This is a genomic window from Streptosporangium canum, assembly GCF_900113865.1.
GTDB classification, from domain to species: domain Bacteria; phylum Actinomycetota; class Actinomycetes; order Streptosporangiales; family Streptosporangiaceae; genus Streptosporangium; species Streptosporangium canum.
Genome location: NZ_FOQY01000011.1, coordinates 1 through 25585 on the forward strand (window position 1 = coordinate 1; position 25585 = coordinate 25585).

At 70.5% G+C, this 25585-nt stretch carries 27 protein-coding genes and 1 rRNA gene; 15 read left to right on the forward strand and 13 right to left on the reverse strand.

The window, feature by feature from the left end; translation table 11 throughout:
- Window positions 1-5 precede the first annotated feature (5 nt).
- A 5S ribosomal RNA gene (rrf, locus tag BM085_RS17770) occupies window positions 6-122 on the forward strand.
- Window positions 123-253: 131 nt separating this feature from the next.
- On the opposite strand, the gene BM085_RS17775 is transcribed toward rrf, so the two are convergent.
- On the reverse strand, window positions 254-721 hold the full coding sequence (locus tag BM085_RS17775) for an Lrp/AsnC family transcriptional regulator (RefSeq protein WP_093888090.1): 468 nt from the start codon (window positions 719-721) through the stop codon (window positions 254-256).
- Between the two features lie 120 nt (window positions 722-841).
- Between BM085_RS17775 and BM085_RS17780 the strand changes: the two genes are divergently transcribed.
- Window positions 842-1735, forward strand: a complete 894-nt coding sequence (locus tag BM085_RS17780; RefSeq protein ID WP_093888091.1) for a phenylalanine 4-monooxygenase — start codon at window positions 842-844, stop codon at window positions 1733-1735.
- A gap of 106 nt (window positions 1736-1841) precedes the next feature.
- Here BM085_RS17780 and BM085_RS45960 read toward each other — a convergent pair whose 3' ends face one another.
- Window positions 1842-2183: a hypothetical protein gene (locus tag BM085_RS45960; RefSeq protein ID WP_245789376.1), complete on the reverse strand. Its 342-nt coding sequence runs from the start codon at window positions 2181-2183 to the stop codon at window positions 1842-1844.
- Between the two features lie 52 nt (window positions 2184-2235).
- On the opposite strand from BM085_RS45960, the gene BM085_RS17785 reads away from it, so the two are divergent.
- Window positions 2236-2961 carry a serine hydrolase gene (locus BM085_RS17785; protein WP_245789377.1) on the forward strand — a complete coding sequence of 242 codons (726 nt, stop codon included), beginning with the start codon at window positions 2236-2238 and terminating at the stop codon, window positions 2959-2961.
- Here BM085_RS17785 and BM085_RS17790 read toward each other — a convergent pair.
- The 6 genes from BM085_RS17790 to hisN all read right to left on the reverse strand — a co-directional run bounded on the left by BM085_RS17790 (window position 2934) and on the right by hisN (window position 8880).
- Window positions 2934-3653: a response regulator transcription factor gene (locus BM085_RS17790; RefSeq protein WP_093888092.1), complete on the reverse strand. Its 720-nt coding sequence runs from the start codon at window positions 3651-3653 to the stop codon at window positions 2934-2936. The genes BM085_RS17785 and BM085_RS17790 overlap by 28 nt on opposite strands.
- 23 nt (window positions 3654-3676) lie before the next feature.
- A complete protein-coding gene (pstB, locus tag BM085_RS17795; RefSeq protein WP_086567776.1) occupies window positions 3677-4453 on the reverse strand; it encodes a phosphate ABC transporter ATP-binding protein PstB in 777 nt (258 codons plus the stop codon).
- Window positions 4454-4466: 13 nt separating this feature from the next.
- A complete protein-coding gene (gene pstA / locus BM085_RS17800) occupies window positions 4467-5342 on the reverse strand; it encodes a phosphate ABC transporter permease PstA (RefSeq protein WP_093888093.1) in 876 nt (291 codons plus the stop codon).
- A complete protein-coding gene (gene pstC, locus BM085_RS17805; RefSeq protein ID WP_093888094.1) occupies window positions 5339-6316 on the reverse strand; it encodes a phosphate ABC transporter permease subunit PstC in 978 nt (325 codons plus the stop codon). The genes pstA and pstC overlap by 4 nt, the downstream gene beginning before the upstream one ends.
- Window positions 6317-6319: 3 nt before the next feature.
- A complete protein-coding gene (gene pstS / locus BM085_RS17810; protein ID WP_093888095.1) occupies window positions 6320-7435 on the reverse strand; it encodes a phosphate ABC transporter substrate-binding protein PstS in 1116 nt (371 codons plus the stop codon).
- A gap of 641 nt (window positions 7436-8076) precedes the next feature.
- Window positions 8077-8880: a histidinol-phosphatase gene (hisN, locus tag BM085_RS17815; RefSeq protein WP_093888096.1), complete on the reverse strand. Its 804-nt coding sequence runs from the start codon at window positions 8878-8880 to the stop codon at window positions 8077-8079.
- A gap of 133 nt (window positions 8881-9013) precedes the next feature.
- Between hisN and BM085_RS17820 the strand changes: the two genes are divergently transcribed.
- Window positions 9014-9466: a DUF4442 domain-containing protein gene (locus BM085_RS17820; RefSeq protein WP_031160781.1), complete on the forward strand. Its 453-nt coding sequence runs from the start codon at window positions 9014-9016 to the stop codon at window positions 9464-9466.
- A gap of 149 nt (window positions 9467-9615) precedes the next feature.
- On the opposite strand, the gene rsgA is transcribed toward BM085_RS17820, so the two are convergent.
- Both rsgA and aroA read right to left on the reverse strand, forming a co-directional pair.
- Window positions 9616-10668, reverse strand: coding sequence for a ribosome small subunit-dependent GTPase A (gene rsgA, locus BM085_RS17825; RefSeq protein ID WP_093888097.1), 1053 nt, complete (start codon window positions 10666-10668; stop codon window positions 9616-9618).
- A gap of 85 nt (window positions 10669-10753) precedes the next feature.
- Window positions 10754-12031, reverse strand: a complete 1278-nt coding sequence (aroA, locus tag BM085_RS17830; RefSeq protein ID WP_177245150.1) for a 3-phosphoshikimate 1-carboxyvinyltransferase — start codon at window positions 12029-12031, stop codon at window positions 10754-10756.
- 59 nt (window positions 12032-12090) lie between these two features.
- Between aroA and BM085_RS17835 the strand changes: the two genes are divergently transcribed.
- Complete coding sequence (locus BM085_RS17835; RefSeq protein ID WP_093888099.1) at window positions 12091-12852, forward strand: SOS response-associated peptidase; 762 nt, start codon at window positions 12091-12093, stop codon at window positions 12850-12852.
- A 181-nt stretch (window positions 12853-13033) separates the two neighbouring features.
- A complete protein-coding gene (locus tag BM085_RS17840; protein ID WP_093888100.1) occupies window positions 13034-13366 on the forward strand; it encodes a TraR/DksA family transcriptional regulator in 333 nt (110 codons plus the stop codon).
- A 63-nt stretch (window positions 13367-13429) separates the two neighbouring features.
- Here the strand turns inward: BM085_RS17840 and BM085_RS17845 are convergent, their stop codons facing one another.
- Window positions 13430-14170: a class I SAM-dependent methyltransferase gene (locus tag BM085_RS17845; protein WP_093888101.1), complete on the reverse strand. Its 741-nt coding sequence runs from the start codon at window positions 14168-14170 to the stop codon at window positions 13430-13432.
- A 352-nt stretch (window positions 14171-14522) separates the two neighbouring features.
- On the opposite strand from BM085_RS17845, the gene BM085_RS17850 reads away from it, so the two are divergent.
- From BM085_RS17850 to BM085_RS17880, 7 genes are all read left to right on the forward strand, one after another.
- A complete protein-coding gene (locus tag BM085_RS17850; RefSeq protein WP_231509598.1) occupies window positions 14523-15059 on the forward strand; it encodes a sigma-70 family RNA polymerase sigma factor in 537 nt (178 codons plus the stop codon).
- A gap of 67 nt (window positions 15060-15126) precedes the next feature.
- On the forward strand, window positions 15127-15393 hold the full coding sequence (gene rsrA / locus BM085_RS17855) for a mycothiol system anti-sigma-R factor (RefSeq protein WP_012894700.1): 267 nt from the start codon (window positions 15127-15129) through the stop codon (window positions 15391-15393).
- Window positions 15394-15442: 49 nt separating this feature from the next.
- Window positions 15443-16387, forward strand: a complete 945-nt coding sequence (locus tag BM085_RS17860) for an NAD-dependent epimerase/dehydratase family protein (RefSeq protein ID WP_093888102.1) — start codon at window positions 15443-15445, stop codon at window positions 16385-16387.
- A 199-nt stretch (window positions 16388-16586) separates the two neighbouring features.
- Entirely contained in the window at window positions 16587-17942 is a 1356-nt protein-coding gene (locus BM085_RS17865) for an HD-GYP domain-containing protein (protein ID WP_093888103.1), read from the forward strand.
- Window positions 17943-18153: 211 nt separating this feature from the next.
- The gene (locus BM085_RS17870) at window positions 18154-19437 is read left to right on the forward strand and encodes an HD-GYP domain-containing protein (protein WP_093888104.1); all 1284 of its coding nucleotides are present in this window, start codon (window positions 18154-18156) and stop codon (window positions 19435-19437) included.
- Between the two features lie 157 nt (window positions 19438-19594).
- On the forward strand, window positions 19595-20926 hold the full coding sequence (locus tag BM085_RS17875; RefSeq protein WP_093888105.1) for an acetyl-CoA carboxylase biotin carboxylase subunit: 1332 nt from the start codon (window positions 19595-19597) through the stop codon (window positions 20924-20926).
- Window positions 20927-20991: 65 nt separating this feature from the next.
- Window positions 20992-21204: a biotin/lipoyl-binding carrier protein gene (locus BM085_RS17880; RefSeq protein ID WP_218158743.1), complete on the forward strand. Its 213-nt coding sequence runs from the start codon at window positions 20992-20994 to the stop codon at window positions 21202-21204.
- Between the two features lie 52 nt (window positions 21205-21256).
- Here the strand turns inward: BM085_RS17880 and BM085_RS17885 are convergent, their stop codons facing one another.
- Window positions 21257-21637, reverse strand: a complete 381-nt coding sequence (locus tag BM085_RS17885; protein WP_245789378.1) for a thioesterase family protein — start codon at window positions 21635-21637, stop codon at window positions 21257-21259.
- Between the two features lie 23 nt (window positions 21638-21660).
- Here BM085_RS17885 and bsaP point away from each other — a divergent pair, with 23 nt between their 5' ends.
- Window positions 21661-21852 carry a biotin synthase auxiliary protein BsaP gene (bsaP, locus tag BM085_RS47690; RefSeq protein ID WP_093888108.1) on the forward strand — a complete coding sequence of 64 codons (192 nt, stop codon included), beginning with the start codon at window positions 21661-21663 and terminating at the stop codon, window positions 21850-21852.
- Between the two features lie 356 nt (window positions 21853-22208).
- Window positions 22209-23882: a serine/threonine-protein kinase gene (locus tag BM085_RS17895; RefSeq protein WP_093888109.1), complete on the forward strand. Its 1674-nt coding sequence runs from the start codon at window positions 22209-22211 to the stop codon at window positions 23880-23882.
- On the opposite strand, the gene BM085_RS17900 is transcribed toward BM085_RS17895, so the two are convergent.
- Window positions 23879-25531 carry an acetolactate synthase gene (locus BM085_RS17900; RefSeq protein ID WP_093888110.1) on the reverse strand — a complete coding sequence of 551 codons (1653 nt, stop codon included), beginning with the start codon at window positions 25529-25531 and terminating at the stop codon, window positions 23879-23881. The two genes, BM085_RS17895 and BM085_RS17900, sit on opposite strands and share 4 nt — an antisense overlap.
- Window positions 25532-25585: the final 54 nt, after the last annotated feature.

A 25585-nucleotide genomic window follows, 5' to 3' on the forward strand; every position in this document is an offset into this window, starting at 1 on the left:
AGTGTTACGGCGGTTATGGCGAAGGGGAAACACCCGGTTACATTCCGAACCCGGAAGTTAAGCTCTTCAGCGCCGATGGTACTGCACCGGGGACGGTGTGGGAGAGTAGGTCGCCGCCGGACAATCTTTTTAGGAAAGGCCACCCTTCGGGGTGGCCTTTTCTGCTTTCCGGACCCTTTTGGGAAGAACCGGCTTTCATGGGATCCAGCTTTCGTCTGTTCTGGCTGCCCGTCCGCGTCGGGGGAACTCCCGGTCAGGCGTCCGGAGCGGCGTGGAGCAGGGGCTCGATCCGGTAGGGGACCTGGACTGACAGGGCGATCGTGGTGTCGGTGCGCTGGACCGCGGGCGAGGTCAGGATGCGGGCGATGATCTCCTGAAGGTCCGGCGTGCTCCGGGCGACCACGCGGCAGAGCAGATCCGCCTGGCCGCTGGTGCCGTACACCTCAAGGATCTCGGGCAGGGACTGCAGCGCCTGCACGGCCTCGGCCAGCCGGCCCTGAGCGATCTGCAGGGATACGAAGGCGAGGATCGGGTAGCCGATGCCCTCCGGCGTGACGGTCGGGCCGAAGTCGGCGATGACGCCGCGGGCGGTGAGCTTCTCGACGCGGGCCTGTACGGTGCCCCGGGCCACGCCGAGCAGCCGGGCGAGCTCGGTGAGACCGATGCGGGGATGAGCGCGCATGGTCACCAGGAGGCGGCTGTCCAGGTCGTCGATGGTCACCGCCTCAGATTAGGCGATACGACCAGTCAGAGACAGCTATGACGGTACGAAAATGCATGGATCGCACAGTAAAACTGCTCACTCTTGTCAACGATTCGAAGAATTGCTGTCATTTCATACATGTTCGAAGAAGCACAGTACTTCGCGCCGGTGGCGACCCGTGACGACGGTACGGTCGAGGTCGAGCTCGCCGCGAGTCACCCCGGCTTCGCCGACCCGGTCTACCGGCTCCGGCGCAACGCCATCGCCGCGCTCGCAGGGGGACACGTGCCCGGCACGCCGATCCTCGTGGCCGAGTACACCGGCCAGGAGCATGAGGTCTGGGCCCTGGTCAGCCGTGAGCTGGCGATCAAGCACCGCAAATACGCGACTGTGGAATACCTGGATGCGGCCGAGCGGCTGAGGTTGCCCGACGAGCGGATCCCGCAGCTCCAGGAGGTCAGCGAGCTGCTGGAGCCGCTGACCGGGTTCCGCTACCTCCCGGCCGCGGGGCTGGTGCCTCTGCGGGACTTCTACGGCGTGCTGGCCGACGGCTTCTTCCATTCGACCCAGTACATCCGCCACCACTCCACTCCGCTCTACACGCCGGAACCGGACGTGATCCACGAGGTGATCGGGCACGCCAACGCGCTCGCCTCCGATCGGTACTCGCGGCTCTACCGGCTGGCCGGCGGCGCGGCGCGGCGGGTCGAGAGCGAGCGGGCGCTGGAGTTCATCTCGAAGATCTTCTGGTTCACGCTGGAGTTCGGCGTGATGACCGACCAGGACGAGCTGCGGGCGTACGGCGCGGGCATCCTGTCCTCCTACGGGGAGATCGAGGAGTTCCGGAACATGGACATCCGGCCCCTGGACCTCGTCGCCATGGGTACGACCCACTACGACATCACCAAATACCAGGATGTGCTGTTCCGGGCGGAGTCGCTGGAGCATCTCGAAGACGTGGTCGGGGAGTTCTGGGCCACCTGTGACGACGAGAGCATCGCCCGGCTAATCGTCGATGGGCGTCAAGGTTAGGTAGCCCGCCGCCCGGATCTCCAAGAATTCAGCCCCCATCCGGGCGAGGTTCCGTCGCGCACTCTTCCGGACACGCCTCCGGGGATAAATCCCGATCATGGTGTGATCAGAGAGAGTGTTCGGGGCTGATGGTGAAGTCGGCGCATTGGGCGGTTGTGGCGGCGGCCGTACTGATTGCCGCGTTCGCAGGCGGGTGCGCGGCCGAAGGGGTGATGACGGCGGGCGCCCCCTCGCCGTCCGCCCCGCCGGTGGTGACGCCGAGCGCCGTCTCGCTGTCCATTCCGGGAGCGACGGCGGCGGGTGCCCTCTCGCCGTCGGCCCCGCCGGTGGTGACGCCGAGCGCGGTCCCCTTCGGCGGGCTCCGGCCACCTGCCCCAAGGCCGTCGGCACCACCGAGGGCCTCCGCTCCGAGGGCCCGCGCTCCGAGGGTCTCCACTCCGAGGCTCACCGGCACCCTCGACCGGTTCCTCGCGCGTTACGGCGGCCGGACCACCGTCGCGGTGCGGGACCTGGCCACCACTCGGACATACCACTACCACCGCGACCTGCAGTTACCCACGGCCAGCGCCTCGAAGATCAATATTCTGATGGCGCTGCTGCTCACGTCACCGTGGCACCGGCTGGCCCGGCGGACCAGGGACGACGCGGAACGGATGATCCGCTTCAGCGACAACGCGGCGGCCGACCGGCTGTACGAGCGCATCGGCCTGGAGGCCGGCCTGGCCAGGGCGGTCCACGAGTTCGGCCTCAGACGCACCTATGCGCCGGCGGGGCGGTGTGTGGACCTGTACTGCTGGGGCATCACGCAGACCACCGCGAGTGACCAGGTCCGGCTGATCGGCGCGCTGGCCGGGAAGAGGAGTCCGCTGCCGGAGCAGGACCGGGAGCGGGTGCTGCGGCTGATGGCGAACGTGACCCCGGAACAGCGGTGGGGGATCAGCGCGGCGGCGTGCGTGGGCGGCCGGGGGCCGTCGGAGAGCCAGGTGTCGCTGAAGAACGGCTGGCTGCGGCATGTGGCCAACGGACGCTGGGTGGTCGTCAGCGTCGGGCTGATCAGGGAGCCCGGGCACGACTACGCCGTGGCGGTCCTCACCGAGGACAGTCCGAGCATGGGCGCGGGTGTCGCCAGGGTCGAGGGCGTGGTCAAGCGCATCCTGGCCGCCTTCCGGGGCAGGCGAGGATGCGCGACGGCAGGCGGTCAGGCCGTCCTGTCGACCAGCCGGTAACCCACTCCGCGCACGGTCTGGATCAGCTGGTCGTCGGTGTCGCCGAGGCGGGCACGCAGACGCTTGACGTGGACCGCGATCGTGTTGGTCGAGGTGGCGTCGGTGGAGTTCCAGACATGCCGCATGATCTGCTCACGGGTGACCGTGCGGTGAGCGTTGCGCATCAGGTAGTGCAGCAGCTCGAACTCGCGCAGCGGCAGGTGGACGGTGTGGCCGTCGACCCTCACCTGGTAGGCGTTCACGTCGAGCTCGACCCTGCCGACCACGAGGGGCCGGCGGCTCGCCGACTCGCCGGAGAAGGCCGCCTGCACCAGGGGCAGCAGCTCGGGCACCCGGTACGGCCGGGCCACACACGCGGTGGCCCCGGCCGCGAGCGCCTGGACGGCCTGCTCCGCATGGCCCTCACCGACGCCCAGCAGCACGGGAATCGGTCGCGACAGCCGTACGGCGCGGATGAACTCGACTGCCCCGATGACCGGTAGCGAGGCGCTGACGAGCACGACGTCGGGCCGGAGGGCGCCGGCCTGCAACAGGGCCTGTGCGCCGTCGGTGACGCCCGTGACCACGACGCCCTCGCGTTCGAGGGCGTCGGCCAGACCGTGGGCCAAGGTCGATTCCGGATCGGCCACCAGCAGCAGGGGCGCCGTCCGGGTGTCCTCGTTCACCTCGGGTGCCGTCTGCGGCTGGATCACCCGGGTCCTCCAATGTGGTCGATTTATCCGAAGCGACCGGTGATGTAGTCCTCGGTCGCCTGCTGGGCGGGGTTGGTGAAGATGCGTGAGGTGTCGTCCATCTCGATGACGCGGCCCGGCTGGCCCTGTCCCGCCAGGTTGAAGAAGGCGGTGCGGTCGCTCACCCGCGCGGCCTGCTGCATGTTGTGCGTCACGATGATGATCGTGAACCGGCTCTTCAGCTCGGCCATCAGGTCTTCGATGGCCAGCGTGGAGATCGGGTCCAGGGCGGAGCACGGCTCGTCCATCAGGAGGACCTCGGGCTTGACCGCGATGGCCCTGGCGATGCACAGGCGCTGCTGCTGGCCGCCGGAGAGGCCCGCGCCCGGCCTGTTGAGGCGGTCCTTGACCTCGTTCCAGAGGTTGGCGCCCTTCAGTGACTCCTCGACGATGCCGTCGACCGTCGACTTGGGGTGCCTGCCGTTCAGCCGGAGGCCGGCCGCCACGTTCTCGTAGATCGACATGGTGGGGAACGGGTTGGGACGCTGGAAGACCATGCCGATCATCCGGCGGACCGACACCGGCTCCACGTCGGCGGCGTAGAGGTCCTCCCCGTCGAGCATGACCTTGCCCTCCACGCGTGCGCCGGGGATGACCTCGTGCATACGGTTGAGGGTCCGCAGGAAGGTCGACTTGCCGCATCCCGAGGGGCCGATGAAGGCGGTGATCGACTGCGGCTCGATCGTCATCGAGATGTCCTCGATGGCCTTGTGCTTTCCGTAGTACGCGTCGAGGCCGGAGACCTGGATCTGCTGGCTCATTTCGACATCCCTCCTATCGGCCTCTGGCCGGCGAGCGCCACCAGCCGATGAGGCGTGCCACCAGGTTGAGCAGCATGACGATGAGAATCAGCGTGAGCGCTCCGGCCCACGCGCGGTCGATGGCGGTGTCGGTGGGACGGGCCGCCTGGTCGAAGACGTAGAGAGGCAACCCCATCTGCGGCCCGTTGAAGGGGTCGCTGTTGATGGAGTCGGTGAAGAAGACCGTGAGCAGGAGCGGAGCCGTCTCCCCGGCGACGCGCGCGATGGCGAGCATGACGCCGGTCACGATGCCGGTGAAGGAGGTGGGCAGGACGATTCTGGTGATCGTCCGCCATTTCGGCACGCCCAGCGCGTAGGAGGCCTCGCGCAGGTCGTTGGGGACCAGCCGGAGCATCTCCTCGGCGGAGCGGACCACCGTCGGCATCATCAGGATCGACAGGGCCAGCGCGCCGGCGAGACCGGAGAACGGCAGCCCCAGCGCCAGGATCCAGAACGCCAGGATGAACAGGCCGGAGACCACCGACGGGATGCCGGTCATGACGTCCACGAAGAAGCTGATCGCCCGGCTCAGCCGGGTGCCCTCGCCGTACTCCACGAGGTAGATCGCGGTGAGCAGGCCGATGGGGATCGAGATGAGCGAGGCCAGCAGGACCTGCTCCAAGGTGCCGAGGATGGCGTGGTAGGCGCCGCCTCCGGCGTCCTTGGCGCCGATGTTGCGCATGGAGTGGGTCAGGAACTCCATGTCGAAGCGGGCGAGGCCGTTCTTGATCACCATCCACAGGACCGCGACCAGCGGCACCACGGCGATGGCGAACGACAGGTAGACCAGTGACTGGACGAACCGGTCCTTGAACCGCCTGCCGGCTGAGATTCGCTGGATCGCGGTCATGCGGCGGCTCCGGAGTACTCCTTGCGGCGGGCGATGATCATGCGGGCGCCCATGTTCACGAGCAGCGTGATGACGAACAGCACGAGGCCCGACGCGATCAGCGCGCCGCGCCCGACCGGTGTGGCCTCGCCGAACCCATTGGCGATGTTGGCGGCGATGCTGTTGCCCTGGGGGGTGAGGATCTCCAGGCTGATGCCGAACGTCGCCGGGAAGATGAGCGCGACGGCGATGGTCTCCCCCATGGCCCGGCCGAGGCCCAGCATGGACGCGCTGATGACGCCGGGACGGCCGAACGGCAGCACCGCGGTCTTGATCACTTCCCAGCGGGTCGCGCCGAGGGCCAGTGCCGCCTCCTCGTGCATCCGGGGCACCTGGAGGAACACCTCCCGGGAGATCGCCGCGATGATCGGCAGGATCATGACCGCGAGCACGATCGACGCCGTCAGCATTGAGCGGCCCGCGACGACGTCGCCGCCGAACAGCGGGATGAACCCCAGGTACTCGTTGAGGAACTCGGAGGGCCCCTGCATGAACGGGACGAGGAAGATGACGCCCCACAGACCGTAGACGACGCTGGGCACGGCGGCCAGCAGATCGATGACGTACCCCAGGATCCCGGCCATGCGCCGGGGCGCGTAGTGGGAGATGAACAGTGCCACGCCGACGGCGACCGGCACCGCCATGATCAGTGCGAGGGTGGCGCTGATCAGCGTGCCGAACGCCAGGGCCGCGATGCCGAAGGACTGGCTGCTGTTCGGCTCCCACGTGAGGGTGGTGAAGAAGTTCCCCTCGTTGGCCTGCAGGGCGGGGATCGCTTCGACGACGAGGAAGACGGCGATGGCCGCCATGATCGCCAGCAGGAGGATCCCGGCGCCCGTGGAGGCGTAGCGGAAGGGGACTTCACCTCGGCTGCGCCGCGAGGCGGACCGGCTCAGGGCCGATCCGCCGTCACGGGTACGGACTGGAGTCGCCATCGGCTAGGAGATCGCCTCGACGGCGGTCCGGACCTTGGCGAGCACCGTCGCCGGCAGCGGGGCGTAGCCCAGGCCGGTCAGCGCCTGCTGGCCCTCGTCGCTGGCGGTGTAGCCGAGGAAGGACTTCACCAGCTTGGCCTCCTCGGGAGTCAGGCCCTTCTCGCAGGTGATCTCGTAGGTCACCAGGACGATGGGGTAGGCGCCGGCGGCCTTGGTGGCGTAGTCGATGCTCAGCTTGAGGTCGTTGCCCTGGCCGGTGACCTCGGCGGCCTCGACCGTCTTGGCCGCGCTCTCCGGGGTCAGCTCGACGAACTCGCCGGAGCCGTTGGCGACCTTGGCCTTGGCCAGGCTGGAGTTCTCGGCGTAGGAGAGCTCGACGTAGCTGATCGCGCCGGCGGTGCTCTTGACGGACTGCGCGATGTTGTCGGAGCCCTTGGCGCCCTGGCCCTTGGCCTCGGCGGGCCACGCCTTGGCGGGCTCGTACGGCCAGTCGGCGGTCTTGGCCAGGAACTTGGTGAAGTTGTCGCTGGTGCCCGACTCGTCCGAGCGGTGGAACGCCTGGATCGGGGTCGAGGGGAGCTTGGCGTCCGGGTTGTCCGCCTTGATCGCCGCGTCGTCCCACTTGGTGATCTTGCTGTTGAAGATGCCGCCGATGGTCTTGGGGGAGAGCTGCAGCCCCTCGACGCCGGGGAGGTTGTAGACGACGGCCACCGGGCCGGTCACCATCGGGATGTTGATGGCCTTGCCGGTCTTGCAACGGGCGTCCGCCTGGGCGGGCTCGCCCTTGTCGTCCTTCAGCGCCGAGTCGGAGCCCGCGAAGGCGACCGTGCCCTGGATGAAGGCCTGGACACCCGCACCGGAGCCGCTGGGCTGGTAGTTGACGCTCACACCCGAGTTGGCCTGCTGGAAGTTCTTCTTCCACTCGTCAATGGCGTTCGCCTGCGCAGAGGAGCCCGCAGCGTTGATGGTGCCGCTGAGGCCCGCATCCGAACCGGCCGAGGAGGCCGAGGCGGGGGCCTTGGCGGTGTCGGTGCCGGCGGTGTTGTTATCGGTGCCGCACGCAGCGAGCGAAAGCGCGCCGACGAGGGTGACCGCGGCGAGCCGGCCTGCATACTTCACGGTTGGGTTCCTCCCACTAAGTCCTTCAACGTGCAAAACAGTAGGGAGGCGAGATGACGCAAAACCGGAAGGAAGGTGAACGCAAAATGAATGCCTTCGGTCGGAGTCGTGGCGACCGCTTGGGCGATCCTTGACCTTCCGGCCAGGTCCGGAGCTCTTCCGGGGGACTGGGCAGGCCCGGACGAGAGCCGTGGACGGGGTTGGGCAGAGCTTCCGTTCAGGTCGGAGGAGCGGGCCGGAAGGGTTCCGGACGGGGCCGCGGCCCCGCGGTCCTGCGGACCGGGGGTGCGGGAAGCTCCGGAGGGTGCTGGGCGGCCCCGAGATGCGTGGACGGAGCCGGGCGGCTCGGGGCCGGAAGCTCAGGGGCCAGGTGAGACGCCCTACATGGGAGCTTCAGGGGGTTTTCGGCTGGTCCGGGCAGAAGGGGACCCGGCCGACGTGGTGCGCTCTGTGCGGGAGTCTGAGGGGCTCCGGAGGGCCCGCATCACCGCGGGGCGAGCCACGTGATGCGGGCGCTGTACGGGAGCGGGACGGGCGCTCTGCGGCCCGTGCCGTGTGGGACGGGCGTTCTACGGGAGTGGGACGGGCGCTCTGCGGCCCGTGCCGTGTGGGACGGGCGCTCTACGGGATGGGACGGGGCGCTATACGGGAAGGGTGAGCGGGCCGCCGCCGAGGCGCTTGAGGACCTCGCTGTGCAGCGAGCCGTTGGTGCACACCAGGCTGCCCCCGTCGAGGCCGGGGACCCCGGACAGGTCGGTCCAGATCCCGCCCGCCTCCTCGACGATCACGGTCAGCGCCGCGATGTCCCACGGGGAGAGCTCGGGCTCGGCCGACAGGTCGACCGCGCCTTCGGCGACCAGCATGTGCGACCAGAAGTCGCCGTAGGCGCGGCTGCGCCAGACCGACCTGTTCAGGTCGAGGAACTCGTCGAGCTTGCCGGCCTCCTCCCAGCCGCCGAAGCTGGAGTAGGAGAACGAGGCGTCCTCCAGCCGGGTGACGGAGGAGACCTGGCAGCGGGTGGCCTTGGTGAGGCTCTTGCCGGTCCACGCGCCGCTGTCGCGGGCGGCCCACCAGCGGCGGCCGAGCGCCGGGGCGGAGACCAGGCCCACGACGACCCGGCCCTGGTCCATCAGCGCGATGAGCGTGGCCCAGACGGGGACGCCCCGCACGTAGTTCTTGGTGCCGTCGATCGGGTCGATCACCCACGAGCGCGCGCCGTACCCGGTCTTGCCGAACTCCTCGCCGATCACCGCGTCACGGGGCCGGGCCCGGCTGAGCGTGCCCCGGATCGTCTCCTCGACCGCCCGGTCGGCGTCGCTCACCGGGGTGAGGTCCGGTTTGGTGTCGATCCGGAGGTCTGCGGCCTTGAATCGGCGCATGGTCAGATCGTCGGCGGCGTCGGCCATGACGTGCGCGAGGCGCAGGTCGTCGTTGTAACCCGTCACGGGAGGTAACGCTATCGCCTCAGTGGTGGGTTATAGGAGAGCGGGGAACAAGCCGGGGAATTGTGTCGCGTCACGTCAGTCAACCGGATACTGGGTAAATCCTCCATTGGCGCTGGTGTTACCGGCGAGTAGCATGCGGGCCATGACCTTTGACGTGGGTGCCTTCATGCTGCAGAGCGTCCCCTTCGCGCGGACACTGGACATCTCCTTCGACAAGGTGGAGCCGGGGTTCGCGGTGGCCCGCATGCCCGACCGCGCCGACCTCCACAACCACGTGGGCGGCCCGCACGCCGGAGCCCTGTTCAGCCTCGCCGAGTCCGCCTCCGGCGCCGCGATGCTCTCCGCCTTCGGCGACCAGCTGGCGCGGGCGACCCCGCTGGCCGCGAACGCGGCGATCCGCTACGTGAAGCTCGCGATGGGCGAGGTCGTCGCCGAGGCGCGCCTGCGGGCTTCCCGGGAGGAGGTCGTGGCCAAGCTGGACGCCGGGGAACGTCCCGAGTTCGAGGTCGCCGTCGAGATCAGGACCACCGACGGCACGCTGGTCTCCGAGATGACCGTCGCCTGGACCCTGCGTCCCAACCGTTAGCCACCCCGGCCGTCAGCCGTCCCAACCGTTAGCCACCCGGCCGTCAGCCGTCCCAACCGTTAGCCATCCGGCCGTCAGCCGTCCCAACCGTTATTGGCCACCCCGGCCGTCAGCCGTCCCGCGTCCCGGCCGCCCCGGGATCCACGCCGCTAATCCTCGTCGGGTGCGCCCTCGCGGCTGGCGAGCAGGCGGCGCAGGGAGACGAGTCTGGTCGGGTCCGCGTGGCCGGCGGCCACCCAGGCGTCCAGGGCGCACTCCTCGCTGAGATGGGTGCAGCCCTTGGGGCAGGCGATCGTGCCCTCCACGAGGTCGGGGAAGCCGGCGAGGACGGTCTCCACCGAGACGTGGGCCAGGCCGAAGCTGCGCACGCCCGGGGTGTCGATGATCCAGCCGCCCTCGGGGAGCTCCAGAGCCACGGCCGAGGTGGAGGTGTGGCGACCCCGGCCGGTCACCGCGTTGACATGGGAGACAGCCCGGTTGGCGTCCGGGACCAGGGCGTTGACCAGGGTGGACTTGCCCACGCCCGAGTGGCCGACCAGCACGCTGATCCGGCCGCTCAGGCACTCCCGGACCTCGTCGAGGGTGCCGCCCTTCTGGAGCACCACGTACGGCACGCCGAGGGGGGAGTAGAGGGAGACCAGCTCGTCGGGCGAGGCGAGGTCGGACTTGGTGAGACAGAGCATCGGCTCGATGTCGGCGTCGAAGGCCGCCACCAGCATCCGATCGATCATGCGCGGGCGGGGCGGCGGGTCGGCCAGGGCCGTCACGATCACGAGCTGGTCGGCGTTGGCGACCACGGGACGCTCGATGCCGTCGGTGTTGTCGGTGTCGTCCGCGGACCGGCGGAGCATCGAGGTGCGGGGCTCCACGCGGACGACACGGGCCAGCGTGTCGGAGGCGCCGGAGACGTCGCCGACCAGAGCCACCCGGTCGCCCACCACGATCCCCTTGCGGCCGAGCTCGCGGGCCTTCATGGCCACCACGATCCGGCCGCTCATCGCGGCGCCCTCCGGCCGGTCCTTCTTACGGCGGCGGCCCTTCTCGCCCACCGACTCCACCAGGCACGTGTAGCGCCCCCGGTCGACGGCCACCACGAAACCCTGGACCGCGTCGTCGTGCGCGGGACGGATCCGGGTCCGGGGCCGGGAACCCTTTCCCGGCCTGACCCTGACGTCGTCCTCGTCGTATTCGCGCTTTCTCAGTTTCGCCGCCTCGATCCGACCTCGTGCGAACGGTCGTCCGCCGCCGCCGGGCGTCGCCTCCGGGGCGTGCCGCCCGGGTTACCCGTCACCGCGCGCCCGCCAGCATGTCCGCCCACATGGAGGCGAACTCCGGAAGAGTCTTACCCGTGGTGGCGATGTTCTCCACCCGCACTCCGGGCACGGCCAGGCCGATCACCGCGCCGGCGGTCGCCATCCGGTGGTCGTCGTAGGTGTGGAACACCCCGCCGGTGAGGGGACGCGGCCGGATCTCCAGGCCGTCGGCGGTCTCGCTCACGTCGCCGCCGAGGCCGTTGATCTCGGCGGCCAGCGCGGCCAGCCGGTCGGTCTCGTGCCCGCGGATGTGGGCGACGCCGCTGATCCGGCTGGGGGAGTCGGCCAGGGCTGCGAGGGCGGCGATCGTCGGGGTCAGCTCGGCCACGTCGCGCAGGTCGGCCTCGATGCCGCCGACGCGCCCGGTGCCGGTGACCCTCAGCCCGCCGGGCACGTGCGCGACGGAGGCGCCCATGTCCGCCAGCAGCCGCCGGAGCTGGTCACCCGGCTGGGTCGTCTCCGAGGGCCAGCCGGGGACGGTGACCGTGCCGCCGGTGACCATCGCGGCGCAGAGGAACGGCGCCGCGTTGGACAGGTCGGGCTCCACGGTGAAGTCCCTGGCGCGGATCGGGCCGGGCTCGACCCGCCAGACGTCGGGCTCGGAGTCGTCGACCAGGACGCCGAACTCGCGCAGCATCTGAACGGTCATCCGGATGTGCGGCTGGGACGGGATCGGCGGGCCGGAGTGCCGTACCGTCAGGCCCTTCTCGAACCGGGCCGCGGTCAGCAGCAGGCCGGAGAGGAACTGGGAGGACCCCGACGCGTCGAGCGTCACCTCCCCGCCGGTCAGCGGGCCCCGGACGGTGAACGGCAGGGCGTCGTTGTCCACTTCGGCGCCGAGGGCGCGCAGCGCGGCCAGGATCGTGCCCATCGGCCGCTTGCGCGCGTGCGGGTCGCCGTCGAAGAAAACCTCGCCGTCGCTCAGCGCCGCCATCGGCGGTACGAACCGCATCACGGTGCCCGCGAGCCCCACGTCGATCCGCGCCCCGCCGGTGACCGGGCCGGGCGTGATCGCCCAGTCGACGCTGGAGGCGCCCTCGTTGGAGGGGGTCATCGTGGCGCCGAGGGCCCGGAGCGCGTCCGCCATCAGGTCGGCGTCCCGGCTGCGCAGTGCCAGCCGTACCGTGCCCGGTCCGTCGGCCAGCGCGGCGAGCAGCAGCGCGCGGTTGGTCACGGACTTGGAGCCGGGCAGGGGAACGGACGCACGGACGGGTTCGGTCGCGGTCGGTGCGGGCCACAGCGGAGCGGACATGGTCAAAAGCCTACCGGGGTGGTGACGCTGCGCCCTCGGACCCGTGGCAAGGTGGTGATATGTGCGGGAGATACGCGTCTGCGCGCGACAAGCAGGAGTTGCTTGAGGAGTTCCAGGTCGAGGTCGACGGGGCAGCCGAGGAGGAGCTCCGGCCCGACTACAACGTCGCGCCGACCAAACCGGTCTACGCGGTGATGAGCCGGGTGCCGAAGGCCAACCCGGAGGGTCGGGCGGTCCGGCAGCTGCAGGTGCTCCGCTGGGGCCTGGTCCCGGCCTGGGCGAAGGATCCGTCCATCGGCTCAAGGATGATCAACGCGCGGGTGGAGACGGTCACCGAGAAGCCGTCGTTCCGCAGGGCGTTCGCCCAGCGCCGGTGCCTGCTCCCCGCCGACGGCTACTTCGAGTGGGCCGTGCCGGACGGGGACGGGACGGCCAAGAAGCCGAAGAAGCAGCCCTACTTCATCCAGCCGGCCGACGGCGGGATCATGGCCATGGCGGGGCTGTACGAGTTCTGGCGGGACCGGGGCAGGCCCGACGACGACCCGCTCGCGTGGCTGGCGACCTGCGCGATCATCACCACCTCCGCCCTGGACGAGGCCGGTCGGGTCCACGACCGGATGCCGATGCTGATCGAGCGGGACCGCTGGTCGGAGTGGCTCGACCCCGGGGTGCCCGACGCGCAGGGGTTCCTGGTCCCCGCCGGCTCCACCGGGCTGAAGGTGTATCCGGTCTCCACCGCGGTGAACTCGGTGCGCAACAACGGCCCGGAGCTGATCGAGCCGCTGCGGGACGAGGAAGGTGACGGTCAAGCACTCTTCTGAGCGCGCTCCGTATCCGAAAACGCTCCGTGACCGGTGTAAAACCCGCGGCGAGTGGGCATCCGCTGATGAAGGCGATAGCTCCTGAGGGGGTGATCGCCGCATAAATTCATCCCCTTCGCGCCTGACGGGAGAATCGGGGATCCCTTCACAGGCCGTCCCCACCCTGCGGAGGTGCGGATACGTGAACGACGCGACCGCGCGTATGCGTCTGGAGAGCATGCTCGCCGAGCTCGACCGGTCCATCGGGGTCCTGCGGGGAGATCCTCTGGCCGTGTGGGACCGGTCCCCGGCGGACGGCGGGTCGGTCCTGACCGACGCGGACCGCAACCGGGCCATGCTGGAGGCGGCCACCCGGCAGCGCCGGTCGGTGCTTGAGGCGCTCAAACGGCTGGACGAGGGGCTCTACGGCCTCTGCGCCGACTGCGGCGGCCCCGTGCCGGAGGGCAGGCTCGAAGCGCGACCCGAGGCCACCCGCTGCGTGCAGTGCCAGTCCAGGCGCGAGCGCAGGCGCTGACCCGCCGCCGCCCGGCTCCGCGGGGCTGAGCGGCCCCGCGGAGCCCTGGCCGGGCGCGGCCCCCTACCTGCGGCGGGCGCTCGCGACCAGGTGGATGCCCACCGTGTCGTCGTCGTCCGTGTGGGCCTCCAGTTCGGTGTTCACCAGCCAGGTGAGCGCGCGGGAGTCGGAGGCCAGCACGTGGTCGACCGTCGAGGGGGACAGCACGGTGCGGGGCCGTACCCACTCGACCTCCAGGCCCGCCTCGGTGAGCAGGTCGCGGAGCTGGCCGCTGCTGAAGCACCGGGTGATGCTCCCGTCCGGCCATGGCACGAGCATGACCTCGCCGGTCTGGCGCAGATGGGCCCAGTAGTTCTGCTCGGCGAGGATCGCCATGCCCAGCACCAGGGAGTCGACGCAGATCAGCGCCCGCCCGCCCGGACGCAGCACCCGGGCGACGTCGCCGATCGCGGACTCGGCCATGAGTTCCACCGACATCGCCCGCTCCTCGGCGAGCACGGCGTCCACGCTGCAGTCGGGGAGGAAACGGAGATCGTCGGCGCGGACCTGGCGGACCTTGGAGGCGTCGTGCAGCAGTGGCTGGCCCTCCACGGTGCGGCGGAAGTCGACCACCTCCAGCACCCGGTGCCCGGCCCTGGCGGCCTGGGCGGACCAGCGGCCCCTGCCGCCGGACATGTCGAGGACGGTGGAAGGGCTCTCCGGCAGCCATCGGCTCAGCTGCTCGGCGGCGACCGCGCGATAAAAGGTCCAGTACGGCCCGAGCGTTCCTGAGCCGTTCAGCTCTTCGGCCGGGATGGGCAGCACAAGCGGCTCCTGGCGTCGGGTATCCGGTGGTCTACAGCTACCTGCCGGTACGTATGTTTTTCCCCGTACCGGGTCCTTCGTCACCTTCTATCTTGTGGGAACAGATGACCGGACGGGCGTGTTGCAAGCGGACAACGCACGATCCTTTCGGGAGGTTGGCAAGCCGATGCTCGCGTTGATCGAACCCATCACCCGCCCCGGTGATCGGTCCCTCCCTGATGAGCGGGTATTCTCCGCTCAGTACGGAGTCCCGCGTCAGCAGGGCTCCGGCGATCTTAAGGGGGTGGGTCCGGTCCCTGCGACAGACGAGGAGACTCTGGAGCAGCGGAGCACACGGTTCGAGCGGGATGTGATGCCCTATCTCGACCAGCTCTACTCCGCCGCGCTTCGGATGACCCGGAACCCAGCGGATGCCGAAGACCTCCTTCAGGAGACCTTCGCCAAGGCCTTCGCCTCCTTCCACCAGTTCCAGGAAGGCACGAACCTCAAGGCCTGGCTGTACCGCATCCTGACCAACACCTTCATCAACAGCTACCGCAAGAAGCAGCGGGAGCCCAAGCAGTCGGGCGCCGAGGAGATCGAGGACTGGCAGCTCGCCAGGGCCGAGTCGCACACCTCGGCCGGGCTGAAGTCCGCGGAGATCGAGGCGCTCGAGCATCTCCCCGACAGCGACGTGAAGCAGGCACTGGCCGCGCTCCCCGAGGAGTTCCGGATCGCGGTCTACCTCGCCGACGTCGAGGGTTTCCCCTACAAGGAGATCGCCGACATCATGGGCACCCCCATCGGGACCGTGATGTCGAGGCTCCACCGTGGCCGCCGTCAGTTGCGGACGCAGCTTGAGGACTACGCCCGCGAGCGTGGCCTGGTTCCCGCGGAGGGTGCGAAGTGAGCGAGCGATCCGACGGCGACCACGGGCTCGGGCGCACCGGCCCGGCGACCTCGGGCGAGGTGATCGCATGAGCTGCGGGAAGCCGCACGCCACCGACTGCCGGGAAGTCCTGGACAAGGTCTACACCTACCTCGACGGTGAGCTCGACGAGAACAACTGCGTCGACATCCGTGAGCACCTGGACGAGTGCGGGCCCTGCCTGGAGGAGTACGGCCTGGAGCAGGTCGTCAAGCAGCTCATCGCCAAGCACTGTGGGTGTGACCGGGTTTCGGAGGATCTGCGGGCCAAGGTGCTCACCAGGATCGAGCAGGTCCGCTCCGAACTGACCGGCTGACCTCCTAGGATCTCTCGTACGGCCATGGCCATACGAGCTGGGGGGCAGCATGCGGATACTCGTCACCGGTGGAGCGGGATTCATCGGATCCAATCTGGTGGACCGGCTGCTGGCGGACGGCCACGAGGTCATGGCCGTGGACGACCTGTCCAGCGGGGATCGCGACAACCTCGTCGCCGCCGCGCAGAGCCCGCTCTTCATGCTGCACCAGATGGATGTCCGCGACCCGGCGCTGATCGGCCTGGTCGCCGAGTGGAAGCCCGAGGTCGTCTGTCACCTCGCCGCGCAGATCAGCGTGCGCAAGAGCGTGGCCGACCCCGTCCACGACGCCCGGCTCAACGTCGAGGGCACCGCCTCCGTCCTCACCGCCGCCCACCACGGCGGCACCCGCAAGGTCGTCTTCGCCTCCTCGGTCGCCGTGTACGGCAGGCCCGCGGTCATCCCGGTCCCCGCAGACGCGGCGGTCGACCCGCGCTCGCCGTACGCGGCCTCCAAGCTCAGCGCGGAGACCTACCTGGCCGCTTTCAAGGCCCTGCACGGCATCGACTACACCACGCTGGTGCTCGCCAACGTCTACGGCCCGCGCCAGTCGCCCGAGGGTGAGGCCGGGGTGGTCGCCATCTTCACCGACGCCCTGCTCAACGGCACGCCCACGGTGCTGTACGGCGACGGCACCCAGACCCGCGACTACGTCTTCGTCGACGACGTGGTGGACGGCTTCGCCCGTGCCTGCGGAAACGCCGGCAACGGCCGCCGGTTCAACCTGGGCACCGGGGTGGAGACCACCGACCGCGCGCTGCACACCCTGGTGGCCGAGGCCGCGGGCGCCGCCGACGGGCCGGGCCGCGCCGAGGCGCGCCTGGGCGACCTGCCGGCGATGGCCGTCGATCCGGCGCCCGCGATCGAGGGGCTGGGCTGGCGCCCCCAGACGGACCTGGCCACCGGGCTGAAGGCCACGGTCGACTGGGCGAGGGCTCGTCTGGAGGTCCGTTAGTCCCGGCACCCCGCGATGGCGTGCGGTGATGGCATGGTTACGCTTTGCTTGCGATTCTCGATCAGTCCCTCCCGTTCGGGCTTGCTTCTGTAGCCTGAGTTGCGAAAACGACATGGAGGCAGCGCATGTTGAAGGAAACGGTCAACCCCGCACGTCCGGGGATCTCCTGGACTTGAGCACGCGCTCATAGGACCCAAGGGTGGCCGCTTTGCGTGGACTGCCATGGTTTGCCAAGGTCTACCTGGTTGCTGTGATCGGAGCGGCATTCGCGCTGCTCGGATACAGCGTGGCGGTGAGCGGTCGTCTCGAGCAGCTTGACTGGTCGAACCTGCTGGTGCTGGCCTTGCTGTTCCTGGTGTGCGAGTCGGTGCCGACTCTGCTCAACGTCAAGCAGGCCGCGGTGTCGGTCAGCTTCTCGGCCGCGCTCGCCGCGGTGGTGCTCGTCGGCCCCGAGGGGGCGGCGCTGGTCGGCATGACGGCCGTCTTCAGCGTGCGGCCCGGCCTGCCGCTGGTGAAGCGGCTGTTCAACGGCGCCCAGTTCGCCGTCTGCGGCTACGTCGCGGGAAAGATCTACGAGTGGCTGGGGGGCGGGGTCGGCCTGCCGACCATCGCCGGGTTCGACGACCTGATCGTGCCGTTCGCCGGCGCGGCGGCGGTCTTCGTCCCGCTCAACTTCATCCTGATCGCGCTCGTGCTCGTGCTCACCGGGCAGGCGGACCAGGTGCCGCTGCGGGGGGTGGCCCAGTTCATGGTCTCCTACCTGGGTTACGCCACCTTCGGGCTGCTGATCGCCGGGCTCTGGGCGACGGTCAGCTCGATCTCCGCGGTCCTCGTGCTGCTCCCGCTGTTCGTCGCCCGCTGGGCCTTCGGCCAGTACAACGCCCAGCAGCGCTCCTACGACGCCACGATCGCCGCGCTCTGCCAGGCCGTGGAGACCAAGGACTACTACACCCGTGGCCACTGCACCCGCGTCTCGCTGGCCTCCGGCATGATCGCCCATGAGATCGGCATGGGGTCCGAGCGGCTCCGGGCGATCCGCTACGCGGGGATGCTGCACGACGTGGGCAAGCTGGGCGTGCCGACCAAGGTGCTGCAGAAGGACGGCCCGCTCACCGAGGAGGAGTTCGCCGCCATCCAGCTCCACCCGATGCGGGGGCTGGAGATCGTGCGCGGCATCGACTTCCTGGACGAGGCGTTCGCCGGGATCATGCACCACCATGAGCGGCAGGACGGCAAGGGGTACCCCATGGGGCTGGCCGGGGACGAGATCCCGGAGTTCGCCCGGATCATCGCGGTGGCCGACGCCTTCGACTCGATGACCTCCGACCGCTCCTACCGGGGCGCCCGTCCCGTGGAGGTGGCCATGGCCGAGCTCCGCAAGGGGGCCGGCACCCAGTTCGACCCGGTGATGGTCGTCGCGTTCATCAAGGCCGTCGACCGCGACGGCTGGGAGCCTCCGCGCAAGGTCATCACGCCTCCGGCCGGTGCGGCGGAGACCACCACCAAGGACCACGACGACCCGACCATGCCCATCCAGGTGGTGTCGGAGCGGTGAGCCGCCGGGCTGGTGGGGCGGGTGCGAGCTTGGGTGTCGGAGCGGTGAGCCGCCGGACGGGCGGGGCGAGTGGGAAGGCGGGCGCGAGCTTGGGTGTCGGAGCGGTGAGCCGCCGGGCTGGTGGGGCGGGTGCGAGCTTGGGTGTCGGAGCGGTGAGCCGCCGGACGGGCGGGGCGAGTGGGAAGACGGGCGCGACCATGGGCGCAGAACGATGACCGGCACCGGTGTCGCCACGCGGGCGTTCCAGCGGCTCGACTCGGGCCAGCTCCTGCTGATCTGCGCGGCCGGTCTGCTGGCGGTGGCGGGGGTGGCGCACACCGCCGCCACCGGGCTGCTCGACCCTGAGGTCGCCATCGGCTTCGGCACGCTGATCGCGGCGGGGGAGCTGGCCAGGCTCACGATGCCGGGCAACCGGGAGGTGGCGCCGATCGGCGCGGCCGCCGCGCTCGGCTACACGTTGCTGCTGGACATGGGCGACGTCCCGGCACGGCACTCGGCGCTCCAGGTCGTCGCGGTGCTGGCGGTCGGCATGGCCGCCGGAGCGCTGCCGCACCTGGCCGTGGGCCGACCGCCCCGGCCGGACGCGATGGCACGCAGGCTGCTGACCGGCGCGCTGCTGGCCCTGGCCTACCGGCCGCTGGCGGGACCGCTGTTCGGCCTGACGAAAGGCCCGGAGGGCGGCTGGTGGCCCGCGCTCGGGGTGATGGCCCTGCTCATCCTGGTGATGGCGATGGTCGACGTGTTGCTGGCCGCCGTGCTCCGGGCCGAGCAGGTGCGTGCGGCCTTCGGCGTGGCCCTCCACGACGAGGCGCGGATGGCCGCGCCGCTGTGGGCCGCCGTCGCGGCCTCCGGCATCCTGCTCGCGCTCGCCTCGCACAGCATGGACATGGCGGCGCTGCTGGTCTTCGCCGCGCCGCTGCTGGTCACCCAGGTCGCCTTCCGGAAATACGCCGGGATCCGGGCCACCTATCTCCAGACGGTCCGGGCGCTGTCCCGGGTCACCGAGGTCGGGGGCTACGTCGAGCCGGGGCACTCGCGCCGGGTGAGCCGCCTGGCGGTCGCGGTCGGGCGGGAGCTCGGCCTGGCCGAGCCCGAGCTGCTGGAGCTGGAATACGCCGCGCTCATGCACGACATCGGCCAGCTCTCACTGCGCGACCCGATCCCCGGCGGCGCCACGGTGCTCACCGAGCCCGAGCAGGCCCGGCGCATAGCCGAGCTCGGCGCCGAGGTGATCCGGCAGACCGGGGTGCTGGACCGGGTGGCCGAGATCGTCCGGCGCCAGTGCGACTCCTGCGCCGAGACACCGCCGCAGGCCAGCCGCATCATCAAGGTGGCCAACGCCTATGACGACCTGGTGGGCGGCTCCACCGACCGGGACCGGGCCGGTGCCGCCCTCGAACGGCTCCGCCTGGGCGCCGGTGGGGAGTATGACCCGCCGGTCGTCGAAGCCATGGCCCGCGTCATCGACAGGCTGACTCCGGTATACCGGCTCTGAGGGATCCGCCTGCTCCGGGCAGCGTCCTCCGGGTGGCTCCGGCCGTGTGCGGTTGTGGGTTTCCTACAGATCGTGTCGCCGCGATCGGTGGTTTCGGGCGAACAGTTGCGCCGAGACCCCGGTCATAGGGTGGAGCGGTCGAAAGGGGCCCACCAACGTGTTCGAGTCTGTTCTGGTAGCCAACCGTGGAGAAATCGCACGGCGAATCATCTACACGGTCCGGCGCATGGGACTGCGAGCCATCGCGGTGTATTCCGAGGCCGATGCGGATCTGCCGTTCGTGCGGGAGGCCGACGAGGCGATCCTGCTGGGGCCGGCCAACCCGGCGCAGAGCTATCTCGACGCCGCCAAGGTGCTCGAGGCCGCCCGCGTGTCGGGCGCCCAGGCCGTCCACCCGGGCTACGGGTTCCTCTCGGAGAACGCCGGGTTCGCCCGGGCCGTCATCGACGCGGGCCTGACCTGGATCGGCCCCTCGCCCGAGGCGATCGAGCAGATGGGCGACAAGATCAACGCGCGGAACCTGATGGAGGCCGCGGGCGTGCCCGTCGCCGCCGGGACCCGCGAGCCGGTCGCCGACCTGGAGGAGGCCGTGGCGGCCGCCGCCGGGATCGGCTACCCGGTCATGGTCAAGACGGCGGGCGGGGGCGGCGGCATCGGCATGGGCGTCGCCCACGACGAAGCAGGGCTGGCCAAGGCGTTCGAACAGGCCGCCAGGGCCGCTTCGCGCTTCGGCGGGACGTCCGCGATCCTGCTTGAGCGCTACATCGAGCGTGCCCGCCACGTCGAGGTGCAGATCCTCGGCCTCGCGGACGGCACGGTCGTCGCGCTGGGGGAGCGTGACTGCTCGGTGCAGCGCCGCCACCAGAAGGTCGTGGAGGAGACACCGTCCCCCGGCATCACCCAGGAGCTGCGCGAGCGCATGCTGGCGGCGGCCGTACGGGCGGGCGAGGCCGTCGGGTATCTCGGCGCAGGCACCGTGGAGTGCCTGGTCGACGCCGACAAGCAGGACTTCGTGTTCCTGGAGATGAACACCCGCCTCCAGGTGGAGCATCCGGTGACCGAGCTCGTGACCGGGGTGGACCTGGTCGAGCAGCAGCTGCTGATCGCCGCGGGCGAGAAGACCGTGCCGTCGGTGGCCGCGCGGGGGCACGCGATCGAGTTCCGCGTCTACGCCGAGGACCCCAAGCGGTTCTTCCCGGGACCCGGCAAGATCGACGTGTGGGCGGAGCCGTCGGGCGAGGGTGTCCGGGTGGACTCCGGTTACGCCGAGGGGAACACGGTCACCCCGTTCTACGACCCGCTCATGGCCAAGCTGTGCGTGTTCGGGCAGACGCGGGCCGAGGCCCTGGAGCGCGCCCGGGCGGCCGTGGCGGACTTCAAGGTCGTGGGGCCCAAGAACAACCTGCCGTTCTGCGCGGAGCTGCTGGAGCACCCCGAGTTCGTCGGTGGTGACTACGACACCGGACTGGTGGCCCGCATGCGGGCCTGAGCGGGTGAGGGCCCGAGCGGGCCGGTCTGGCACAGTTGAACCACAGTGATTGATGGGAGTGTCTGGTGGCTGAAGTACGCGCCGAGATGGTGGCGAATGTCTGGAAAGTCCTCGTTGCCCAGGGAGACACCGTCGAGGACGGCGACACCTTGGTCATCCTTGAGTCGATGAAGATGGAGATCCCGGTCATCTCCGAGGGCGACGGTGTGATCACCGAGCTCAAGGTCGCCGAGGGCGACGTCATCCAGGAGGGCGACCTCATCGCCGTCATCGACTAGCCCGGCCGTGCGCCCCGCCGCCGTCCCGGCTCCCGCGAGAGAGCCTGAACGGTCAGCGAGAGAGCCTGGAGAGGAAGCGTTCGCGGTCGACCACCACGCGCTCGACCGTGCCCGTCGCGACGGCGGTGTGCCGGTCGTGGGCGGTGAAGGCGAAGACCAGACGGCGGCCGTCGACCTTGGTGAGCTCGGCGGCGATCTCGACGTGGGTGCCCACCGGGCTGGCCACCAGGTGCTCCAGGGCGACCTTGGTGCCCACGGAGGTCTGGCCGGGCTCCAGGGCGCCCGCGACCGCCTGGACGGTGGCCTGTTCGGCGAGGGCCAGCACGCGGGGGGTGGCCAGGACGGGGACGTCTCCGCTGCCGATCTCCGGCGCGGTGTCCTCCTTCTCGACCATGATGAGAAGCCGTGCGCGCAGGCCGGGAGTCAGCGTCATGGGCGTCAGCATAAGGCGACCGCGTGACCTCCTCTTGCGATCACTGCGATCACTGCGGCCGGGCGGCCGAAGCGGGCGATCACGCGGGCTGCCTGGCCGCATGTGCGATGGAGCCGTCGCGTCACCGCGCCCGCCGCCGGCGCCGGATGGCGGTCCAGGTGCCCCCCGACGGCTGGTCCGCGCGCTGCGCGGAGCACGGCCTGCCGGGCGGCTGAGCCCGGTCCGGGGAAGATCGAATTCCGCCGTGGATCGAGCACTGCTCTCCGGCGGCTAGGTTGATGTTCGTTTTGCGTACTCTTGTGGAGGATTTCGAGGGCCGGAGTTCTGCCGCGGCACGTGGCAGCCGTCGACCTTCATGGTCGGTGACTTCCCGGCAGTCCTTGCTCTAAAGGCACGCAAGCTGTACGAGTACGCTCAAAAGCTCTGAGATTTGTGCGATGCTACGGCACGCGTCTTGTTTGTGAGGCATACGGCTTGCAGGGTTTCGTTACGTCGCCGTGACGTTGGCGCGATACAAATCCGCTTTGTTGGAGAACCCTGGGGTGGGAGCGGAGAGGGTTACGGGGGAGTCATGGTGGCCCAAGGCACGACGCTGGCGGGGCGGTACCGTCTGGATACCCGCATCGGCGCCGGCGGTATGGGCGAGGTGTGGCGTGGTGAAGACATCGTCTTGGCCCGCACCGTCGCCGTCAAGGTGCTGCTCCCGGGCCGTACCGACGACCCGGGCTTCCTGGTGCGTTTCCAGGGTGAGGCCCGGGCGATGGCGACGGTCAATCATCCCGGGGTCGTAGACGTCTACGACTACGGAGTTCACGAGGTGCCCGGCGCGGGGGCGACGGCATACCTGGTGATGAAGTTCGTGGACGGCGAGCCGCTGGACCGGCTGCTCGGACGGCTGGGGAGCATCGCCCCCGGGGCCGCGATGGAGCTCATCGCCCAGGCGGCCTCGGCCCTGCAGGCCGTACACGATCAGGGCATCGTCCACCGGGACGTCAAGCCCGGCAACCTGCTGGTGCGCTCCGACGGCACGCTCGTGCTCACCGACTTCGGCATCGCCAGGTCCGACGCGGCCAGCAGGCTGACCGACGCGGGCATGGTGCTCGGCACCGCCGCCTACTGCGCGCCCGAGCAGGCCGAGGGGGCGCCGGTCACCCCGGCGGTGGACATCTACGCGCTGGGCGTGGTGGCCTACGAGTGCCTGGCCGGGCAGCGGCCCTTCGACGGCGACACCCCGGTCACGATCGCGCTCAAGCACATCCGCGAGACGCCGCCGCCGCTGCCGCCGCACGTCCCGCCCGCGATCCGCGCCCTGGTGGAGCGGGCCCTGTCCAAGGACCCGGCCCGGCGTTTCCCCAGCGCCACCGCGATGAGCACCGCCGCGAGGCAGGCGGCGCACCTCGGGCCGGAGACCGGTGCGACGGCGATGCCGCCGGTCTCCTACGCCCCGTCGGCCGACCCCGCGCGGGAGAGCGGCTGGGAGGGCCCCTCGTCGCCGCAGACGGGCCGGCACGGAGCCGCGCTGCCGGAGACCGGCTGGCACGCTCCGCCGTCCCAAACGGGCATGCAGGGGGCCGTGCCGCCCGCGACGGCGCCCTCCCCCGGCCAGGCCACCGAGGCGGTCCCGCAGGGGCGTGGCCGCCGTGCCGCGAAGAGGCCGCGCCGCAAGGGCGGGATGCTGGCCGTGTCCGCGGCGGCGGGCGTGATCTGCGTCGGTCTCGTCGCGGTGGCGATCAACGGGATGGCGGCCTCCTCCTCGGTGGGGACCGATCCCCACAGGAGGGCCGACCCGGCGCCCAGCGTGAGCGAGTCGCCGGAGCCGACGAAGACCAGACCACCCGGCCGGAAAACGTCGAGGCCGACCCCGACCCTCCCTCAACCGGGCGATCGTCCCACGCAGGCCACCCGGACCCCGACCCCCACCCCGACGCCCACGCCCACGGTCACCCCGACCCCCACGCCGACGCCGACCCCCACACCGACACCGCTGCCGAAGCGGCGGGTGCCGAGCGTCACGAACATGACGCCGGAGGCGGCCAAGGAGGTGCTGAGGAAGGCCGGCCTCAAGGTGGCGGTCAGCGAGAGCGCCGACCTCGACACCTCGCAGTGCGTGGAGGTGGTCGAGCAGCGCCCCGGCGCGGGGACCATGTGGGACCCCCGGAAGGCGGTGGAGATCGTCGTGGCCAACAACGGCTGCCCGCCGACGCCGACGCCGACCCCCACGCCGACCGCGACCCCGGGGCCCTAGATCCCGGTGGTGTTGCGGGGGTAGGCGACGGACGGGTCGGTGGCGATGTTGACCATGTACGGCACGCCGGAGTCGAACGCGCGCAGCAGCGCCGGGCCGATCTGCGACGGGTCGGTGACCAGCTCGCCGCCGCCGCCGAGCGCGGTCACCACCTGGTCGTAGCGGCATTGCGGCTGGAGCTCGGCGGCCACGTCGTAGCCGTAGAGCATCTGCATGGGGTGCTTCTCCAGCCCCCACATGCCGTTGTTGCCGCAGATCATCACGACCGGCAGGCGGTGCCGGACCAGCGTGTCCACGTCCATCAGCGAGAAACCGGCCGCGCCGTCGCCGAGCAGCAGCACCACCTGCGAGGAGGGGCGGGCCAGCCGGGCGGCGATGGCGTAGCCCAGGCCGGTGCCCAGGCAGCCGTAGGGGCCCGGGTCGAGCCAGTTGCCGGGCTGCTTGGGCTCGACGTACTTGCCCGCGTAGGAGACGAAGTCGCCGCCGTCGCCGATCACCACGGCGTCGTCGGCGAGGAGCTTGGCCAGCTCGCCGTAGATCCGCATCGGGTGGATCGGGTCGGAGTCGGAGGCCAGCAGGCCGGCGTCCGCGGCGGCGGCGGCCGCCGCGGCCTCCGACAGCCTCGACAGCCACGGCGCGTAGGACTTGGGAGACACGCCGGCCTGGTTGCAGGCCGTACCGAGACCCCAGAAGACCAGCGACAGGTCGCCGGCGGCGACGCCGGAGGGCTCCATGTGCGTGGTGAGCTGCGACGGCGCGTCGGCCAGGTGCACGACCCTGGCGAGCGGGGCGCCGTCCTTGCCGCCGAACCAGCCGTAGCCGAGACGGAAGTCCATCGGGGCGCCCGCCACGATCACCAGGTCGGCCTGGGTGAGCGCCAGCCCCCGCGCCCGGGTGACCAGCAGCTCGTGCCCGGCGGGCAGGATGCCGCGGCCCTGGCCGTTGGGGATGACCGGCAGGCGGAACTCCTCGGCGAAGCTCCGGGCGACCTCCTCGGCGCGGTCCATCCACACGTCCGAGCCCAGCACCAGCACCGGGCGCTCGGCCTCGGCGAGCAGCCGGGCGATCCCGGCGAGGGCGTCGGGGTCGGGCTCCAGGGGCGAGGGGGGCAGCGTCTCGGTGACGTGGTCCGTCGGGGGCGCGGCGGCGAACAGGTGGTCCATGTGGAAGTCGAGGAAGACGGGGCCGCGGTGCGGGGCGAGGGCCGTGCGGAAGGCCATCTCCACGTCCTCGGCGACGGAGTCGGGGCCGGAGCCGGTGAAGGCCAGCTTGGTGATCGGCGCGAACAGCGGCGGATGGTCGATCTCCTGCAGCGCGCCCGATCCCCAGCGCGACTGCGGCGCCCGGCCTCCCATGACCACGACCGGCGAGCCGTTGAAGTGCGCGGTGGCCACGCCGCTGACGCCGTTGGTGACCCCGGGACCGGCGGTGAGCACGGCCAGGCCGGGTCTGCGGGTCAGCCGGGCGGTGGCCTCGGCGGCGAAGACGGCGCTCTGCTCGTGCCGCACGTCCAAGATGGGCATGCCCTCGTGGACCGCCCCGTCATACAGCGGGAAGACATGCCCGCCGGACAGGGTGAACATGGTCTCGATGCCATAGGCCTTGGAGACGGCGACCGCGATGTCGCCTGCGTGCTTTGGGGACTCCATACCGCGCAACCTACCAGTCAGTCACTTAGCCGGACAGGGATTCCTCACCCTGCC

Coding starts and splice junctions, on each gene's coding strand:
- BM085_RS17780 (WP_093888091.1), top strand. CDS start 842: ATGTTCGAAGAAGCACAGTACTTCGCGCCGGTGGCGACCCGTGACGAC.
- pstB (WP_086567776.1), bottom strand. CDS start 4,453: ATGAGCCAGCAGATCCAGGTCTCCGGCCTCGACGCGTACTACGGAAAG.
- pstA (WP_093888093.1), bottom strand. CDS start 5,342: ATGACCGCGATCCAGCGAATCTCAGCCGGCAGGCGGTTCAAGGACCGG.
- pstC (WP_093888094.1), bottom strand. CDS start 6,316: ATGGCGACTCCAGTCCGTACCCGTGACGGCGGATCGGCCCTGAGCCGG.
- BM085_RS17820 (WP_031160781.1), top strand. CDS start 9,014: ATGCGGGCCATGACCTTTGACGTGGGTGCCTTCATGCTGCAGAGCGTC.
- aroA (WP_177245150.1), bottom strand. CDS start 12,031: ATGTCCGCTCCGCTGTGGCCCGCACCGACCGCGACCGAACCCGTCCGT.
- BM085_RS17835 (WP_093888099.1), top strand. CDS start 12,091: ATGTGCGGGAGATACGCGTCTGCGCGCGACAAGCAGGAGTTGCTTGAG.
- BM085_RS17850 (WP_231509598.1), top strand. CDS start 14,523: ATGCCCTATCTCGACCAGCTCTACTCCGCCGCGCTTCGGATGACCCGG.
- rsrA (WP_012894700.1), top strand. CDS start 15,127: ATGAGCTGCGGGAAGCCGCACGCCACCGACTGCCGGGAAGTCCTGGAC.
- BM085_RS17860 (WP_093888102.1), top strand. CDS start 15,443: ATGCGGATACTCGTCACCGGTGGAGCGGGATTCATCGGATCCAATCTG.
- BM085_RS17870 (WP_093888104.1), top strand. CDS start 18,154: ATGACCGGCACCGGTGTCGCCACGCGGGCGTTCCAGCGGCTCGACTCG.
- BM085_RS17885 (WP_245789378.1), bottom strand. CDS start 21,637: ATGACGCTGACTCCCGGCCTGCGCGCACGGCTTCTCATCATGGTCGAG.
- BM085_RS17895 (WP_093888109.1), top strand. CDS start 22,209: ATGGTGGCCCAAGGCACGACGCTGGCGGGGCGGTACCGTCTGGATACC.
- BM085_RS17900 (WP_093888110.1), bottom strand. CDS start 25,531: ATGGAGTCCCCAAAGCACGCAGGCGACATCGCGGTCGCCGTCTCCAAG.